Here is a 14,467-nt window from a genome sequence, read left to right on the forward strand (position 1 = left end):
CTCAGCCCTTCCTCTCGGCGGAGCGCCGCTTGGCGGACCGGACCCGCAGCCTGGGGTTGGTGATCTCGTCGACCGCGTAGTTGACCAGCGCCAACGCGAAGGCGACGAGCGCGATGGACAGCCCGGAGGGGACGAAGACCCACCACGTGCCGGTCATCAACGCGCCATCGGTGCTCGCCCAGTACAGGTTGGTGCCCCAGCTGACGACACTGCTGTCGCCGAGGCCGAGGAACTCCAGCGCCGCCTGGGACGTGATGCCGAAGACCACGCAGCCCAGCAGCGTGGTCATCACCACGGACGCCATGTTGGGCAGGATCTCCCGGAACATGATCCGCAGGGGGCGCTCCCCGGTGACGACCGCGGCGGCCACGAAGTCCTTGCCGCGGATCGACTTGGCCTGCGCGCGCAGCACCCGGGCCGAACCCGCCCAGCCGGTGATCACCAGCACCAGGACGACCGTGGAGGTTCCCGGGGGCAGGAACGCGGCCAGGATGATCAGCAGCGGCAGACCGGGCAACAACAAGAAGACGTTGGTGACCAGGGTCAGCGCGTCGTCCACCAGCCGCCCGAAGTACGCGGACGCGAGGCCCACCAGCATGGCGATACCGGTCGCCACGAGCCCAACGGTGAACCCGACCAACATCGAGGACCGCGCGCCCCACAGGGTGAGCGCGAGGACGTCCTGCCCCTTGGTGGTCGTGCCGAACCAGTGCTCCCCCGAAGGTGCCTGGCTGCCTGCGGAGTTGATCAGGGACGGGTCACCAGGGGCGAGGACGGGCGCGAACAACGCCAGCAGCGCGAACACGGCGAGCAGGCACAGCCCGGACAGCGCCTTGCTGTTGCCGAGGAGTTGGCGCGCCAACCCGTGTCGCCTCCCCCCTCCCGGTGCTGGAGGCGTCGGCGTGGCCGCGGCCGGGGTGGTGCCCGCGCTGTCTACGGCGGTCATGTCTTGAAGGCTCCCTTCAGCGGACGCGCACGCGCGGGTCGAGGCGGACGTAGAGGATGTCGACCAGGAAGTTCGCCAGCAGCACGGTCGCCGTGATGGTGAGGAAGATTCCCTGCATCAACGGGTAGTCGAGGCCCTGCACGGCCGCGAGGAGCTGGAAGCCGATACCGGGGTAGGCGAACACGACCTCGGTGAGCAGTGCGCCGCCGACAACGAAGCCGAGGCCGATGCCGAAGTTGGTGACCGAGGGGAGCAACGCGTTGCGAGCGGCGTAGCGGAACATGATCCGCGAAGGGCTCAGCCCTTTCGCCTGCGCCATGGTGATGTAGTCCTCCGCCGCCGTGGCGATCATGGTGTTGCGCATGCCGAGCATCCAGCTGCCGACGGTGACGGCCACGACGGTCAGCGCCGGGAGCACCAGGTGGGTGGCGGCGCTCGCCAGGAACTCGGCGTTGAAGCCGGGCGTCAGACCGGCGTCGTACGCGTGCCGCAGCGGGAACCAGCCCAAGGTCACCCCGAACAGGTACAGCGCGCCCATCGCCAGCCAGAAGTACGGGAACGAGCCGACGAAGACCAGCAGCGGAGGGAAAACGGAGTCGAAGACGCCGCCGCGCCGCCAGGCGGCCACGATGCCGAGCAGGTTGCCGACGACGGCCGCGACGACGAGGGCGGTGGCGCCGAGCAGCAGCGTCCAGCCGAGCTGCGAACCGATCACCTCGGACACCGGGGTCGGGAAGCGGGTGATGGAGATGCCGAGGTCGCCGGTGAAGACGCTTTTGACGTAGGTGACGTACTGCTCCCACAGGGGGCGGTCGTCGAGGCCGAAGAGCTTCTCCAGCTGGGCCAGCTGCTCGGGCTGCATCCCGCCCTGGGTCCGCGCGAACATCCGGGAGACCGGGTCGCCCGGCATGAATCGCGGAAGCAGGAAGTTGAGCGTGATGGAGACCCAGAAGGCGAGCAGGTAGAACCCGAGGTTGCGCAGGATGAGACGCACTGCTCGTGCTCCCTGTCGGTGGGGGTGAACGGGGATACGGTGCGGGGGCGGCCGTCCGGGGAGGTGGGCGGCCGCCGGTCCGCGCGGGCGTCAGTCCTTGACGGGCTTCAGCGACGTGAGCACCAGGATCGTGCTGGTGTTGCGGTTGCCGAGGGTGGCGTACGGGTTGTCCGCCGACGGCCAGCCGGTGAAGCGGGCGTCGGTGTACGCGCCGAACTCGGGCCCGGTGAACAGGGGCACCGCAGGGGCGACCTCGTCGTACAGCTCTTGCAGGGCGTCGACCTGCTCGCGCTGCCCCCGCTCGTCCGTGGCGGCGGCGAAGGCCTCGATCAGCCCGTCGGCCCTCTTGTCGGCGTAGCGGTGGTAGTTCTGCGTGGCCTTTTCGCCGACGGGCTTGAGCATCCCGCTCGACATCACGTCGCGGAAGTACTCGTACGGGGTGGCTCCGTTGTTACTCCACACGATGCCGGTGTCGAAGGTGCCCTGCTCGTAGGAGTTGATCACGGCCGCCCAGTCGGGCGTCTTCACCGTGGCGGTGATGCCTACCTTCGCGAGGTTCTGCTTGATGATGTTCGCGACCGAGATCCAGTCGGAGGAGGCGGATCCGACGGAGATGTCGAGCGTGAAGTCCTTGCCGTCCTTCAGCTTCCGCTTGCCGCCGCTCTCCTGGTAACCGGCCGCGTCGAGGGCCTTGGCCGCCGCGTCGGCGTCGTACTTCGTCCACGTGCACGACGCGGCCAGGTCCTTGTCGCGCCACTTGTCGTACGTGCGGGCAAGGCCGGTGCAGTCGGCGGGTTCGGCGTAGCCGCTCATCGCAACCTTGGTGATCTGGTCACGGTCGACGGCCATGCTGAGCGCCTTGCGCACGGCCGGGTCGTCGAACGGGGCCTTCGTGGTGTTCAGCTGCCAGTTGATCATCGCACCGGCGGGCGGGAACCAGTAGTGGTTGTGGTCCTTGTCCTTGGCGACGAAGGACTTTTCGATGTCCGGGATGAACGACTGCGTCCAGTCCACCTCACCGTTGGTGAAGGCGAGGTTGGCGCTGTCGTTGCCGGAGAAGGCGAGCATCCGGATGCCGGCGATCTGCTGCTTGCCGGGCTGCCAGTAGCCGGGGTTGCGGTGCAGCTCGTACGACTGGGCCTGGAACTTCTCCACCTTCGTGTACGGGCCGGTGGCGACCGGGTCCGGGTTGGTGAACTTCGCCGGGTCCTCGACCGCGGACCAGACGTGCTTCGGCATGATCGACTGGCCGCCGATCTCGAAGAGCGCCGGCGAGAAGGGCTTGGTGAAGGAGAACGTCACCGTGCGCTCGTCGACCGCGGTGACCTTGTCGAGGTACTCCAAGCCGCCCAGCACCTTCTTGCGCAGCTCGAAGGTGTAGACGACGTCCTCGGCGACGAGCGGCTTGCCGTCCGACCACTTGACGCCCTCGCGCAGCGTGAACGTGAGCGAACGGCCGTCCTGTGACTGATCCCACTTGGTGGCCAGCCACGGCGTGTCCTTGGCGTCGGCCATGCTGTGCACCAGCAGCGGCTCGTAGACGGCCTCCTTGGTCATGGGAGCGGCCTGCGGGGAGAGCGGGTTGAAGTTGCGCGTGAACGTCGCCAGGTCCTCACGCGGGATGGTGAGCAGCTGGTTGCCGGAGGTGTCACCCGCGGAGGCGCCCGAGCCCGCCGAACAGGCGGACAGGACCAAGGCGGCGGTCGCGGTGATCGCGATCAGGGTGGGCCGCAGCCACCGCGAGCGTGCGGAGGGTGCCATAATGAAGACTCTTTCCTCTCTTCAACACACAGGACGAAGACGGGATGGGATTCCTCGGCGGGCTGATTAGCGGTCAGACCGACGAGCGTTCGATCAGCGGGCAGTCGATCGTCACCCGGCGGGTGTCGAGCGGCTGCCCCGCTGCGAGATCCGCGAGCATGTCGACGCCCTTGGTGCCCATGGCCTCGAAGGGCAGGGCCAGCGTCGTCAGCTTCGGCCGCAGGTAGCCGGCGATCAGTTCCTGGTTGTCGAACCCCACCACGGCCACGTCGTGCGGGATGCGCAGTCCGCGTTCCTTGATCGCGTCGTAGGCGCCCATCGCCATCCGGTCGTTGCCGCAGAACAGCGCGGTCGGCCGGTCGCCCCCCGGACGGTCGAGCAGTTCGCAGGCGGCGGTGTAGGCGCCGTCGGCGGTGGCGTAGCCCGGGATGACGAGGGAAGGGTCCGGGGTGATCCCGGCCTCGCGCAGGGCGCGTTCGTACCCCTCGCGCCTGCCGATGGCGGCCGGTATCACCGGGTCGAGGTTGATGAAGCCGATACGAGTGTGCCCGGCATCGAGGAGCCGGCGGGCCGCCCGGTAGCCGCCCGACACCTCGTCGGGCAGGACGCACGGCAACTCCCCCTCCGCGTCGTAGCAGTTGACGAGCACCGTCGGCACCTCGCGAGCGGCCTCGGGGAGCGTGACGGCCCGGTGCCAGGTCGTGGCGTACAGGAGTCCTTCCACCCGGTGCTCCAGCATCTGGTCGAGCGCGGCGGCCTCCTGGGCGGGGTCGCCCTCGCTCGCGGCGATCAACAGGAATCTCCGGTCGGTCCAGGCGCGACTCTGCGCCCCGGTGATCACCTCCGCCGCGAAGGGGCCGGTCACGATCTCGGTGATCAGCCCGAACCACCCGCTGCGATTCGCGGCCAGCGCCCGCGCGCCGGCGTTGGGCCGGTAGCCCAGCTCGTCGATCGCGTCGAGGATCCGCCGACGGGTCTCGTCGGGGATGGCGGCACCGGGCCGGTCGTTGAGGACGAAGGAGACCGTGGTCCGCGAGACACCCGCGTGGCGGGCCACATCGCTCATGGTCACACGACGTGGGTTGTTCGGGGCCACTGTTGGTTCCCTTCGGAGGAGGCGTGACATCACGTCAGGTTTCGCGCTTTAATAACGCGCGTTAGTTGGTGGTTGCAGGGAAGTTACGTCCGCCTTAGCGGCATGTCAATACCTGTGCACTGGCCACATCAGGCCCCCGAGCCCTCCCGAGAGAGGCAGACAGTCGCCATGACCCGCCCCCAGTCCCCGGCAGCGTCACCGTCATCGGCGAGCGCGTCGCCGACGCCTTCACCGACCCCGCCCGATCCGGCCCCGACGAACTCGCCGGAGAGGGCATCGGGTTCAATCCCGCGCTGGTCGTCGCCGATCGCTCCGACGCACTCGGCAGCTACCGCGCGGCGCGGGCACTGCTCCCGTCCGCGCACCGGCCCACTGCGCTGTTCTGCTTCAACGGCCGCATGGCGATGGGCGCCTACCGCGCGGCCGCCGAACTCGGCCTCACGGTTCCGACCGACCTGTCCGTGATCGGGTTCGACAACCAGGAGCTGATCAGCGAGAACCTGCACCCCGCACCGGCCACCGTCGCCCTGCCCCACTACGGGATGGGGGCTCGGGCGATCGCCCGGCTCCAAGCCGTCATCGACACCTCGGAGACCACAACCGGCCCCGCTCCCCAAGAGGTGCTGCGCTGCCCCTTGGTGATCAGGGACTCGGTCGCTCCGCCGCCCCGGTACTGACCACCGCAACGGCAGAGCGACCTCGGCAGGGCGACCGCTGACACCGGTCGCCCGGCAAGAACCCCAGCCCAGCACGATGGAGGAACCATGAAGGTGACGTCGCGGGCGTTGGTGGACCGGTCGTCGGTCGAGGTCTTCGGCGACGCGGGCCAGGCCGTGATCACCAGCCAGGCCTTCCCCATCCGACCAGCGACGGGGTGGAGGTCTTCGCCGATGGCGGCAGCACCCGGATCGACCGCCTCACCGCCCGGGACATGGGCTCCTACCAACACTGACCGCACACGGTGGTGGAGCCCGCTGGGGCTCCACCACCACTCCCGCAAGGAAACCACCACATGATCATCGTTGCCGGCGAAGCCCTCATCGACCTCGTACCGGACCGCACCGGCGGCTACCGCCCCCTGCCGGGCGGGAGCCCGGCCAACACCGCCGTCGGTCTCGGCAGACTCGGCACCCAGACCGCGTTGCTGGCACGCCTGGCCGAGGACCGCCTGGGCACGCTGCTGCGCGCCCACCTGGAGACCTCCAACGTCGACCTCGGCCACGTGGTGCGGTCCACCGCTCCCACGACGCTCGCAGTGGTTGACGTCGACCGGACCGGCGCGGCCGACTACTCGTTCTACATCGACGGCTGCGCCGACGGCGGCTGGCAGGTAGCTGACCTGCCCAACGCCCTACCGCCGAACGCGGCACTGCACGTGGGCGGCTCCTTCGCCCTGGCCGTCGAGCCGATGGCTGCGGCGTTCGAGACCCTGCTGTCCCGCGAACACTCGCACCGCGTGGTCACCTTCGACCCCAACATCCGCTCTTCCCTGGTGAACGACGACAACGCGGTGCGCGACCGACTCCGACGGTGGCTCGCGATGACGGACGTGGTCAAGGTCAGCGCCGACGACCTGCGGTGGATCGCCCCGGACCGCCCCTTCGCCGACGTCGTGGCCGAGTGGCACGAGATGGGTCCGGCTCTCGTCATCGTCACCCGGGGAGCGGACGGCGTGCACGCCTCCGGCCGGACCGGCCGGGTCGACCTCCCCGCCGTGCCCGTCGCCATCGCCGACACCGTCGGAGCGGGAGACGCCTTCATGGCCGGACTACTGGCGGCCCTGGACCGGAAAGACCTGCTGACCCGGACCGGTGTAGCGGCACTGACCGAACCCGAACTGGCCGAAATCCTCGCCTACGCCCAACGCGTCGCCGCCCTCACCTGCACCCGCCCCGGGGCCGACCCACCGTGGTTCGACGAACTGCTGCCCACCGACACCCGTCCCGCGATCTTCTGACCTCGACAGAGCCGAAATCCGGGTCTGATCCGAAGGATGTGGTGAGGTGACTGCCTGGTCTGGTCGGGCGGCTACTTCGACGGGGTCGAAGCGGGCGGTGAACCCCTGGGCGCTGGCTTGGCGGACGATGCGGCGCATGGCACAGCCACGGGATCCCGGTGGGCGAAGTAGTCCCCGTCCAGATCGTGGTAGTGACTGTCGCCGGCGAGCATGTGCCAGACAGCGGTGAGATGGAGCTCGATGGCGAATCAAAACTTTCTCCTACTCAAGGACGGCTTGAGCTGGACCTCGAACACCAAAACGGCTGACATCTCAGCCGCAGCGGTCCACAGAGGGTAACCGCAGAGATACTGTCTGTGGACTTTTGGCGTTCCGAAGTCCTCGATAATGTCGTGGCCGAACTCGCGGACGACGAAGCCGCCTACATGAGGGTCCGACCTTGATGTTTCCCGTGCCCTCGGTTGTGGGTCGAACGACCGGCAGCGGACTGCCCACGGCGAGGTGTGTCGGGTGCGGTGTTTCGTCGCCGCACCCGACACCTCCGGGGGGTTCTGTCCGAAATCTGCTTCTGTTGGTGCTACGGGGTCACGCGGACGTAGAAGTGGTCACCGTCGATGATGCGGTCGTACGAGTACCAGGTGCCGATCCAGGTCCCCGAGGCGCTGTTGTCCGGCCTGGGAATCGCCTTGACGGAGAAGTTCCGCTGGGGATTGGTCGTCTGCCACGCACCCTCGCGCGTGCTGGCGAAGGGGTATTCGTCGCAGTCGTACCCCTCTCTGGGGTACTGGCCCGGCGGCAAGTCGCTCACACAGGTGCGCACCGCTTCCTCGCGGTTCTTTTCACGCCAGTAGTTGTCGTGGTACAGCCGGTGCAGAGGGGTTCCGCCGATGGCGCCCGGGATGGGTTTGCCGGTGATCGTCGGGATCGTCTGTTCCGGGTGTTCCATGGCTTCGAGGTAGTGGAGACCGGACTCCCTCATCGCGGCGAACTCCGGCGTGTTGATCGGGAAGTTCATGACCGGGTTGACGTCCGGGAAGATCGCTCCGGTCCGCCCGTTCGACGTGAGGTAGGTGGCCGAGTCGAACCGCATGCGCACGTGCGGTGTGTCGACCTGCTTGGTGCTGCCGTCCTGTCGTTGCACCTTCACACGCACCCAGGCCGAGCCGTAGCCGAGCTTTTCGGGGTTCTGCGAGGGATCGGTCGCCGGCTCGGCGCCGAGGACATCTCCTCTGGCGTCCCTGTTGCTCATCCACTCGGAGATGGTGCGTTGCACTGGCGGCGTGTCACGGTCGGGTTCGCAGTCGGTCTCCGTCACGAGTGGCAGGCATCGGGTCTCGACGGTGACCTTCGGTCCACAGCGAGCCGTTCGTCCCGGTCGCGACGATGCGCAGGGAACCGTCGTATGCCTCGACCGGAACGCTGGTCGCGTACAGGATGGAACTGCCGGTCGGTAGCTGCTGCCGGAAACCCTGGCCGTTGGGCTCGTCGAGCGCGATGTGCGCACCGCGGTCGCTCCACAGGTCCAGGTAGTGCACCCGACCATCCGACGTGGCCAGCACCTTGGGCGGGGCCGGAGGTGCCGGTGGAGTCCTAGGATCCGCTGTCGAACTGCCGACCGCTCCGATGATGCCCGCTGCCAGCAGTGCCATCACAGCGAGAAAGGTGACCGGCCGCCGTCGTAACCGCACTCGGCGGCCACGCAACGCGGTTTTTCTTGCACGGGAAAGCAAAGCAACCCCCCTCGGGTTGTTCATGAACCCCCGCCAGGATCATTTCGTCGTGGTACGGACAGGCCTAGCCCCGTTCGGATCAACCCTGCTTGCGCCTACGTCCACCGTCATCGCGATACCCGCCGTCACGTCACGTCCGACCGTCGGCTGTCGGATCGGGAACTCGCCACTCCACCGCCGGAGTTGGTGCAGAATGGCCGGCGTGGTCGCACCAGTAGTGGACTCGTGGCGTGGAATTGCATCTTGGCTCGAAGTCCACGCCCCCGTGACATTCGCTGCCCTTGCACCGCCCGCGCGCATGGACGAGATACAGGCTGTGCGCGACGACGTCGGGCAGGACCTCCCGCACGACCTGGTCGCATGGTGGAGGCTGTGCGGCGGCACCGAGCCCGGCGATGGGACCGGCCGACTGCTGCCGCCGTTCTACGAGCCGTGTCCTCTGCGCGCTGTCCATGCGATAAGGGGATTCGCGGTCGGCTCCGGTTCAGCCGCCGCCATCCGCAACGCCGGCGTCGGTGAGGCGGGCAGCCTCGCCGGGGCGTTCCTCGCCTCGTTCGTCCCGATCGCTGCCGACGGCGGTGGCGACTACCTCTTCGTCGACCTCCGCACCGGATCGGCACAGGGCTGCATCCAGCACTGGAGCGGCGACGACGGCGCGGCCGGTGTGGTGTGGTGGTCGGGTGTGGCCGAGATGCTCGCCGATGTGGCCGACGCCTTGCGGCACGGGTCCGAAGCACGTCGCGGCTACGCCGACGCAGCGGCCCAGCAGCACTTTCGGGCGTCCACGGACCTGGCATCGGTCAGCGACGGGCGTCTGATCTGGGAATCCACGCCGATCAGCCCTCCGCTGTCCGGCCGATGACCCGGCATCACGATCCACAGCCGGCTGCGGCCGGCACACGTCGTGCGAGCGCGCGGTGGGCCGCGATCACGGCTGCGTCCCTGCTTGTGGGACTTGGCCTGGTCGTGTCAGCACTGTTTTCCGGTTCGTCGAGAAACCGTGACACGACCGGAGATCACCTGTGTGTGGTCTGGGGAACACGAGTGGAGACACCTCGGGATCTCTGCGAGCGCGTGTCGGCCGACACCGCTGGACGGAGCAGGATCAGCGAATCCCAACGCGCAGTCGGCGAAGCCGCGTTCGCCCGGGTCGAACGAGCACTAGGGCTGCTCGGCAGGTGCTACACCGACCATGGGATGCCCTGTGCACGCGAACACGAACCCAGGGCGCCCTCTCAAGCCGATGCTGACCGCCTGAAGCAGGACATGACCAGCGCGGGCTTCAGCCGCAACACCGCCCGCATCGCCACCACCGAGGATGCTGCTCCTCACGGCAGTCTGCTGTACGCGATCCAGGTCGACGACCGCACCTGTGTCATCGGCTATCTGAACCGAGTGCCTCTCGGGCTGAGTGGACACGACGTAGTGGGACCCCTGCCAGGTGGTGGTTGCCTGACCGCTTGAACAGCCCTACCAGCCACGGCAAGCGTATTGAGTCGAAAGTGATCTGCCCCCGCAAACCGCGAAGGGCGGTCGCCACGTTGAGCACTGGTTTCGCAGCGCCAGGGCCGGACCCACGCGCATCGGGCGGCGAGGCGCACACAGACCGTCGTCGATCATCGGCGAGGTGAGGTGATCGGCCGGCGCCATCGCGGTGAACCGGTCGCAGGACACCGGCACGACCGTCTCGTGGGCGTCCCGCGTCGGGGTGCTGATCAAGCAGGCCGTCGGCCAGGGCCTGCTCCTGAGCGCCCACGACCACCGCGCGCCGCCGGCGCACAGGATCGCTACGGGTCGTCAGAAGACAACCCGCGCGCGTACGCGCAGCTGGAGCACGAGCTGCCGGTGATCGAGCGGCTCGACTTCCCCGGCTACTTCCTGATCGTGCACGACATCGTGGAGTTCTGCCGCCGCAACGACATCCTCTGCCGGGGCCGCGGATCGGCCGCCAACTCCGCGGTCTGCTACGCGCTCGGCGTGACCAACGTGGACCCGCTGCGCTGGGACCTCCTGTTCGAACCCTCATCGCCGAACACGACGGCACCCGCGTCGACCTGGCCCACCTCGACCTCGCCGACCCCGAGGTCTACGACATGCTGTGCGCCGACACCGTCGGGGTCCTCAAGGTCGAGTCCCGCGCCCAGATGTCCACCCTGCCCTGCCTCAAACCCCGCAACTTCTGGGACCTCGCGGTCGAAGTCGCGCTGATCCGGCCTGGCCCATCCAGGGCGGCTCCGTGCACCCCTACATCCGCCGCCGGCAGGGCGAACCCTGGCAGCACGACCACCCGCTCCTCGCCCGTGCCCTGGACAAGACCCTCGGCGTGCCGCTGTTCCAGGAACAGGTCATGCAGATCGCCGTCGACGCCGCCGGATTCACCCCGGGCGAAGCCGACGAACTGCGCTGCACGATGGGCTCCAAACGCGCCCTGTCCAAAATGGACCGACTGCGTGACCGGTTCTACCGGAGAGCCGCTGCGAACGGCATCCACGGCGATTTCGCGAACAAGATCTTCCTCCAGGTCCAGTCCTTCAGCGGCTATGGTGTCCCCCAGAGCCACGCACTCGCGTTTGCGCACCTGGTGTTCGTGAGCGCGTGGCTCAAGCGCCACCACCCCGCCGCGTTCTGCGCCGCCCTGCTCCGCACCCAGCCGATGGCGTTCTACACGCCCCAGTCCCTGGTCGCCGACGCCCGCCGCCACGGCGTGAACATCCGCCGCGCCCAGGTCGGCACGAGCCTCGCCCACGCCGGCCTCGAACCCGACCCCACCAGCACCGGCGGCCACGCCATCCGCCTCGGCCTCGCCGGCATCCGCACCCTCGGCGACGACCTCGCCACCCGCATCGCCGACCACCGCCGCCGGTACGGCCCCCTACGAAAGCCTCGACGACCTGGCCCGCCGCACCAACCTCACCACACTCCAACTCGAAGCACTGGCCACCGCGGGCGCGCTCGCCGAACTCGAAGCCGACCGCCGCGCCGCGCTGTGGAAAGCCGGCGCTGCCGCCCGCGAACATCCCGCCACCCTGCCCGGCACTGCCGGCATTACCGCCAAAGGGCAAGGTTACCGCGGGTGTTCAGGGTGTCGTACCTCCACTTGACGACCGCGGCACCTCGACCCTGAGCAGGACCGTTCAGCGCCGGCGTCGTGCGGTGTGCGCCACGACCGCCGCACGTGAGGTCACGTCGAGCTTGGTGAAGATGTTGCGCACGTGCGCGTCCACCGTCCGCACGCTGAGCACCAGCCGGTGGGCGATCTGGGTGTTGGTCAACCCCTCGGCGATCAACGCCGCGACCTGCCCTTCCCGTGTCGTCAGCCGCGGCGACGGGTCGCCCCGCGGTGTCCGGGTCGGGAAGCGGCAGCCGAGCCTGCGCAACGCCTTGGTCGCCTCGTCGTGCAGGCGGTGCGCGCCTCCCGCGCCGAACAGGTGACGAGCGTGCTTCAACTCGGCGATGGCGGCGGCGCGCGCTCCGGCGGCGGCGTGCGCCGATCCGGCCAACAGCCGGGCCCGCCCGAGGTCGAGCGTGTCGTCCGCCTCCGCGAAGACGACTGCGGCCGCGTGCGCCTCGTCCACCGCCTGCCGGGCGCGACCGTCGGCGAGCATCAGGTGCCCCCTGGCCAGGCGGACCAGAGCCGACCGGCACGGCAGCGCCGACTCCAGCCGATCGGCCGCCTCGGCCATCCGGTCGAGCCACGCGTGCGCGGCGTCGAGGTTGCCGGCGGCCGCCTCGGCGTAGACGAAGAACTGGTACCAGTTCGGCCGGTGGCCCGGGTCGATGGCCGCCAGTTCGACGCCGCCGACGGCGTCGACCACCCGGGTCAGGCACACGGCCGGATCGGCCCCGCCGTGCAGGAGCGCCTCACCGTGGATCACCGCGGCCGTGGCCGACCACCAGTCGCGGTCGGCGCCCGCGGCGGCCACGGCCCGTCCGCCCGCGTACGCGGCCAGGTCGAGGTCGCCTTGACGGCACGCGACCAGGGCTTGCAGCGCATAGGTCATGGTGCGCAGTTCGTCGCTGCCGGTGAGTTCGGCGGTCGTGACCGCGTCGTCGGCCCATCGGGCGGCGGTGTCCAGCTCGCCGAGCCACTGGTGGTCGCACGCCAATCCGGCGAGCAGGCACGGGAGCAGGTGCTCCTGACCGGTGCCGCGGGCCAGCCGCAGACCGCGTTCGAAGTGGTCGCGCGCGGTGTGGAACCGTTCGAGGAACATCTCGATCCACCCCAGGTGGACCATCGTCTCCAGGTTCGCGGCCAGGGTGTCGTCGGGTAGCGCGTCCACCAGGGCGGCCGCCGCGGCGGCGCCGACCGCGGCGGCTTTGACGGCGCCGGAGGTGAAGTCCGCCAACGACAGCAGCGCCGTCGCGTGGGCTTGCAACGACGGGTCGTCCACCCGGCGCGCGGTGCGGTGGGCGTTCTCGACCAGCTCGCGATCGGCGGAGAAGTCGCCGCTGAGGATGGCGACCATGCCCAGCTCCAACTCCAGACCGGCCGCGGTGACCGGGTCGTGCACGACGCGCAGCTCACGGCGCAGCAAGGCACGCGCGCGCGAGTGGTGCCCCAGGACGCGTTCGACCGCCGCGGCCAGGACCACCGCCTCGGGACGACGGTCGTGGCCCGGCGGCAGGCGGTGCAGCACCCCGTGGACCACCGCACGCGCGTCGTGCGGACGCCCGTCGGCGGTGGTGCAGCGGGCCAGCTCCAGCTCCAGGCCGTGGCGCCGGGCCGGGTCCGCGTGGTCGACGGGCAGCAGGCGGACGGCCTCGGTCAACATGCTCGCCGCGGTGCCCGGTGCGCGTGGGTGCAGCTCGGCGGCGGCCGCTTCGAGCAGCGCAACGGCGTCCAGGTCACCGACGACCGCGGATCTGGCGACGTGCGGCGCGCAGACGGACAGCGCCTCGCCGCGGCGGCGCAGCACCAGGGCGGCACGGGCGTGCACGTCACGGCGCCGGCTTGCGCCCGTGCTGTCGTAGACCGCCTGCCTGACCAGGTCGTGCCGGTAGGCGAACCGGGACAGGCCGTGCGGCCGGACGAGGTCGCGCCGGTGGGCCTCGTCCAGCGCGCGCGTGACCTCCGCGCGGTCGACACCGGAGACCTCGGCGACCAGGTCCGCGTCGAACGGGTCACCGATCACCGCCGCCGTCCGCGCCACCTGCCGCGCGGACGGCGAAAGCCCGGCCAGTTCGGCCAGCAGCACCGCGTGCAGCCTGGTGCGGGCAGGGTGGTCGCCCGCCGCGAGGGCACGCAGGTAGAAGGGGTTGCCGCCGCTGGTCCGGTGCAGGTCCGCCGCGCGGGTGCGGGTCACGCCCGGTCCCAGCAGCTCCCGGCTCTGCTCCTCGGTGAGCGGCTTCAGCTCGACGTGGCGCACGACGGCCGGACCGGCGAGCACGGCCGCCGCGAGGCGCGGATCGACCTGCCGGGGCCGGTAGGCCACCACCAGCAGCACCCGTGCCCGCGGCGGTCGGCGGACCAGGTACGCCAGCAGCTCCACCAGCGCCGAGTCGGCCCGGTGCACGTCGTCCAGGGCGAGCACCAGGCCCCGCCGGCGGCCGAGCTGTTCCAGCAGCCCGCGCACGGCCCGGTGCACCAGGTGCCGCTCCGAGCGGTCGGCGCGGAACCGCGCGAGGGCGGGGAACACCTCCGCCAGCGCGGCGAGGTCGTCGGCCATCGCCGCACGCCACGGGCCGCCCTCGGCGACGTGGTCGTCCATGGCCTCGGCCAGCGCGCCGAACGGCGTGCCGTCGGTCGCCTGCCCGGCCAGCGCCACCGCGCCGCGCGCCGCGGCCTCCTCGACCGCCAACGCCAGCAGCGAGGACTTGCCCGTCCCGGGATCCCCCACCAACTCCAGCACCGTGCCCGTGGCGGCGTCTTCTTCCAGCGCAGCACGAATTTCGGCGATTTCCGCCCGCCGTCCGACCAACACCCCGGATCCCCCCTTGCTCCCAGCGCACAAGACCGTGGCACGTCTGCGTGGATACGTCGGGG

The 14,467-nt window shown here is 69.8% G+C and carries 11 protein-coding genes and 2 pseudogenes; 6 read left to right on the plus strand and 7 right to left on the minus strand.

Going from position 1 to position 14,467, the window contains the following annotated elements:
• Position 1: 1 nt before the first annotated feature.
• From RIN75_RS36000 to RIN75_RS36015, 4 genes are all read right to left on the minus strand, one after another.
• Positions 2 to 946, minus strand: coding sequence for an ABC transporter permease (locus RIN75_RS36000; protein ID WP_309116562.1), 945 nt, complete (start codon positions 944 to 946; stop codon positions 2 to 4).
• Positions 947 to 962: 16 nt separating this feature from the next.
• Positions 963 to 1,940, minus strand: coding sequence for an ABC transporter permease (locus RIN75_RS36005; protein WP_309116563.1), 978 nt, complete (start codon positions 1,938 to 1,940; stop codon positions 963 to 965).
• A gap of 90 nt (positions 1,941 to 2,030) precedes the next feature.
• Positions 2,031 to 3,701, minus strand: a complete 1,671-nt coding sequence (locus tag RIN75_RS36010) for an ABC transporter substrate-binding protein (RefSeq protein WP_309116564.1) — start codon at positions 3,699 to 3,701, stop codon at positions 2,031 to 2,033.
• Between the two features lie 73 nt (positions 3,702 to 3,774).
• Positions 3,775 to 4,767, minus strand: a complete 993-nt coding sequence (locus RIN75_RS36015; protein ID WP_309116565.1) for a LacI family DNA-binding transcriptional regulator — start codon at positions 4,765 to 4,767, stop codon at positions 3,775 to 3,777.
• Between the two features lie 305 nt (positions 4,768 to 5,072).
• On the opposite strand from RIN75_RS36015, the gene RIN75_RS36020 reads away from it, so the two are divergent.
• The 3 genes and pseudogenes from RIN75_RS36020 to RIN75_RS36025 all read left to right on the plus strand — a co-directional run bounded on the left by RIN75_RS36020 (position 5,073) and on the right by RIN75_RS36025 (position 6,754).
• Positions 5,073 to 5,474, plus strand: a complete 402-nt coding sequence (locus tag RIN75_RS36020) for a substrate-binding domain-containing protein (RefSeq protein ID WP_309116593.1) — start codon at positions 5,073 to 5,075, stop codon at positions 5,472 to 5,474.
• Between the two features lie 72 nt (positions 5,475 to 5,546).
• A pseudogene (locus RIN75_RS44285) lies at positions 5,547 to 5,813 on the plus strand (GH32 C-terminal domain-containing protein); the annotation flags it as partial.
• Complete coding sequence (locus tag RIN75_RS36025; RefSeq protein WP_309116566.1) at positions 5,810 to 6,754, plus strand: carbohydrate kinase; 945 nt, start codon at positions 5,810 to 5,812, stop codon at positions 6,752 to 6,754. The pseudogene RIN75_RS44285 and the gene RIN75_RS36025, both read left to right, overlap by 4 nt.
• 577 nt (positions 6,755 to 7,331) lie before the next feature.
• Here the strand turns inward: RIN75_RS36025 and RIN75_RS36030 are convergent.
• Both RIN75_RS36030 and RIN75_RS36035 read right to left on the minus strand, forming a co-directional pair.
• Positions 7,332 to 8,069 (minus strand): NucA/NucB deoxyribonuclease domain-containing protein, encoded by a 738-nt coding sequence (locus tag RIN75_RS36030; protein ID WP_309116567.1) that lies wholly within the window; start codon positions 8,067 to 8,069, stop codon positions 7,332 to 7,334.
• Positions 8,038 to 8,403, minus strand: a complete 366-nt coding sequence (locus RIN75_RS36035; RefSeq protein ID WP_309116568.1) for a hypothetical protein — start codon at positions 8,401 to 8,403, stop codon at positions 8,038 to 8,040. Before RIN75_RS36035 ends, RIN75_RS36030 begins: the two co-directional genes overlap by 32 nt.
• A gap of 379 nt (positions 8,404 to 8,782) precedes the next feature.
• Here RIN75_RS36035 and RIN75_RS36040 point away from each other — a divergent pair, with 379 nt between their 5' ends.
• The 3 genes and pseudogenes from RIN75_RS36040 to RIN75_RS36050 all read left to right on the plus strand — a co-directional run.
• On the plus strand, positions 8,783 to 9,346 hold the full coding sequence (locus tag RIN75_RS36040; RefSeq protein ID WP_309116594.1) for an SMI1/KNR4 family protein: 564 nt from the start codon (positions 8,783 to 8,785) through the stop codon (positions 9,344 to 9,346).
• A gap of 104 nt (positions 9,347 to 9,450) precedes the next feature.
• Positions 9,451 to 9,948: a hypothetical protein gene (locus tag RIN75_RS36045; RefSeq protein ID WP_309116569.1), complete on the plus strand. Its 498-nt coding sequence runs from the start codon at positions 9,451 to 9,453 to the stop codon at positions 9,946 to 9,948.
• Between the two features lie 309 nt (positions 9,949 to 10,257).
• Positions 10,258 to 11,525 (plus strand): annotated as a pseudogene (locus tag RIN75_RS36050) (error-prone DNA polymerase); the annotation flags it as partial.
• A 93-nt stretch (positions 11,526 to 11,618) separates the two neighbouring features.
• Here RIN75_RS36050 and RIN75_RS36055 read toward each other — a convergent pair.
• Positions 11,619 to 14,405, minus strand: a complete 2,787-nt coding sequence (locus RIN75_RS36055; protein ID WP_309116570.1) for an AAA family ATPase — start codon at positions 14,403 to 14,405, stop codon at positions 11,619 to 11,621.
• Positions 14,406 to 14,467: the final 62 nt, after the last annotated feature.

This window comes from Saccharothrix sp. (genome assembly GCF_031180885.1).
Lineage (GTDB): Bacteria > Actinomycetota > Actinomycetes > Mycobacteriales > Pseudonocardiaceae > Actinosynnema.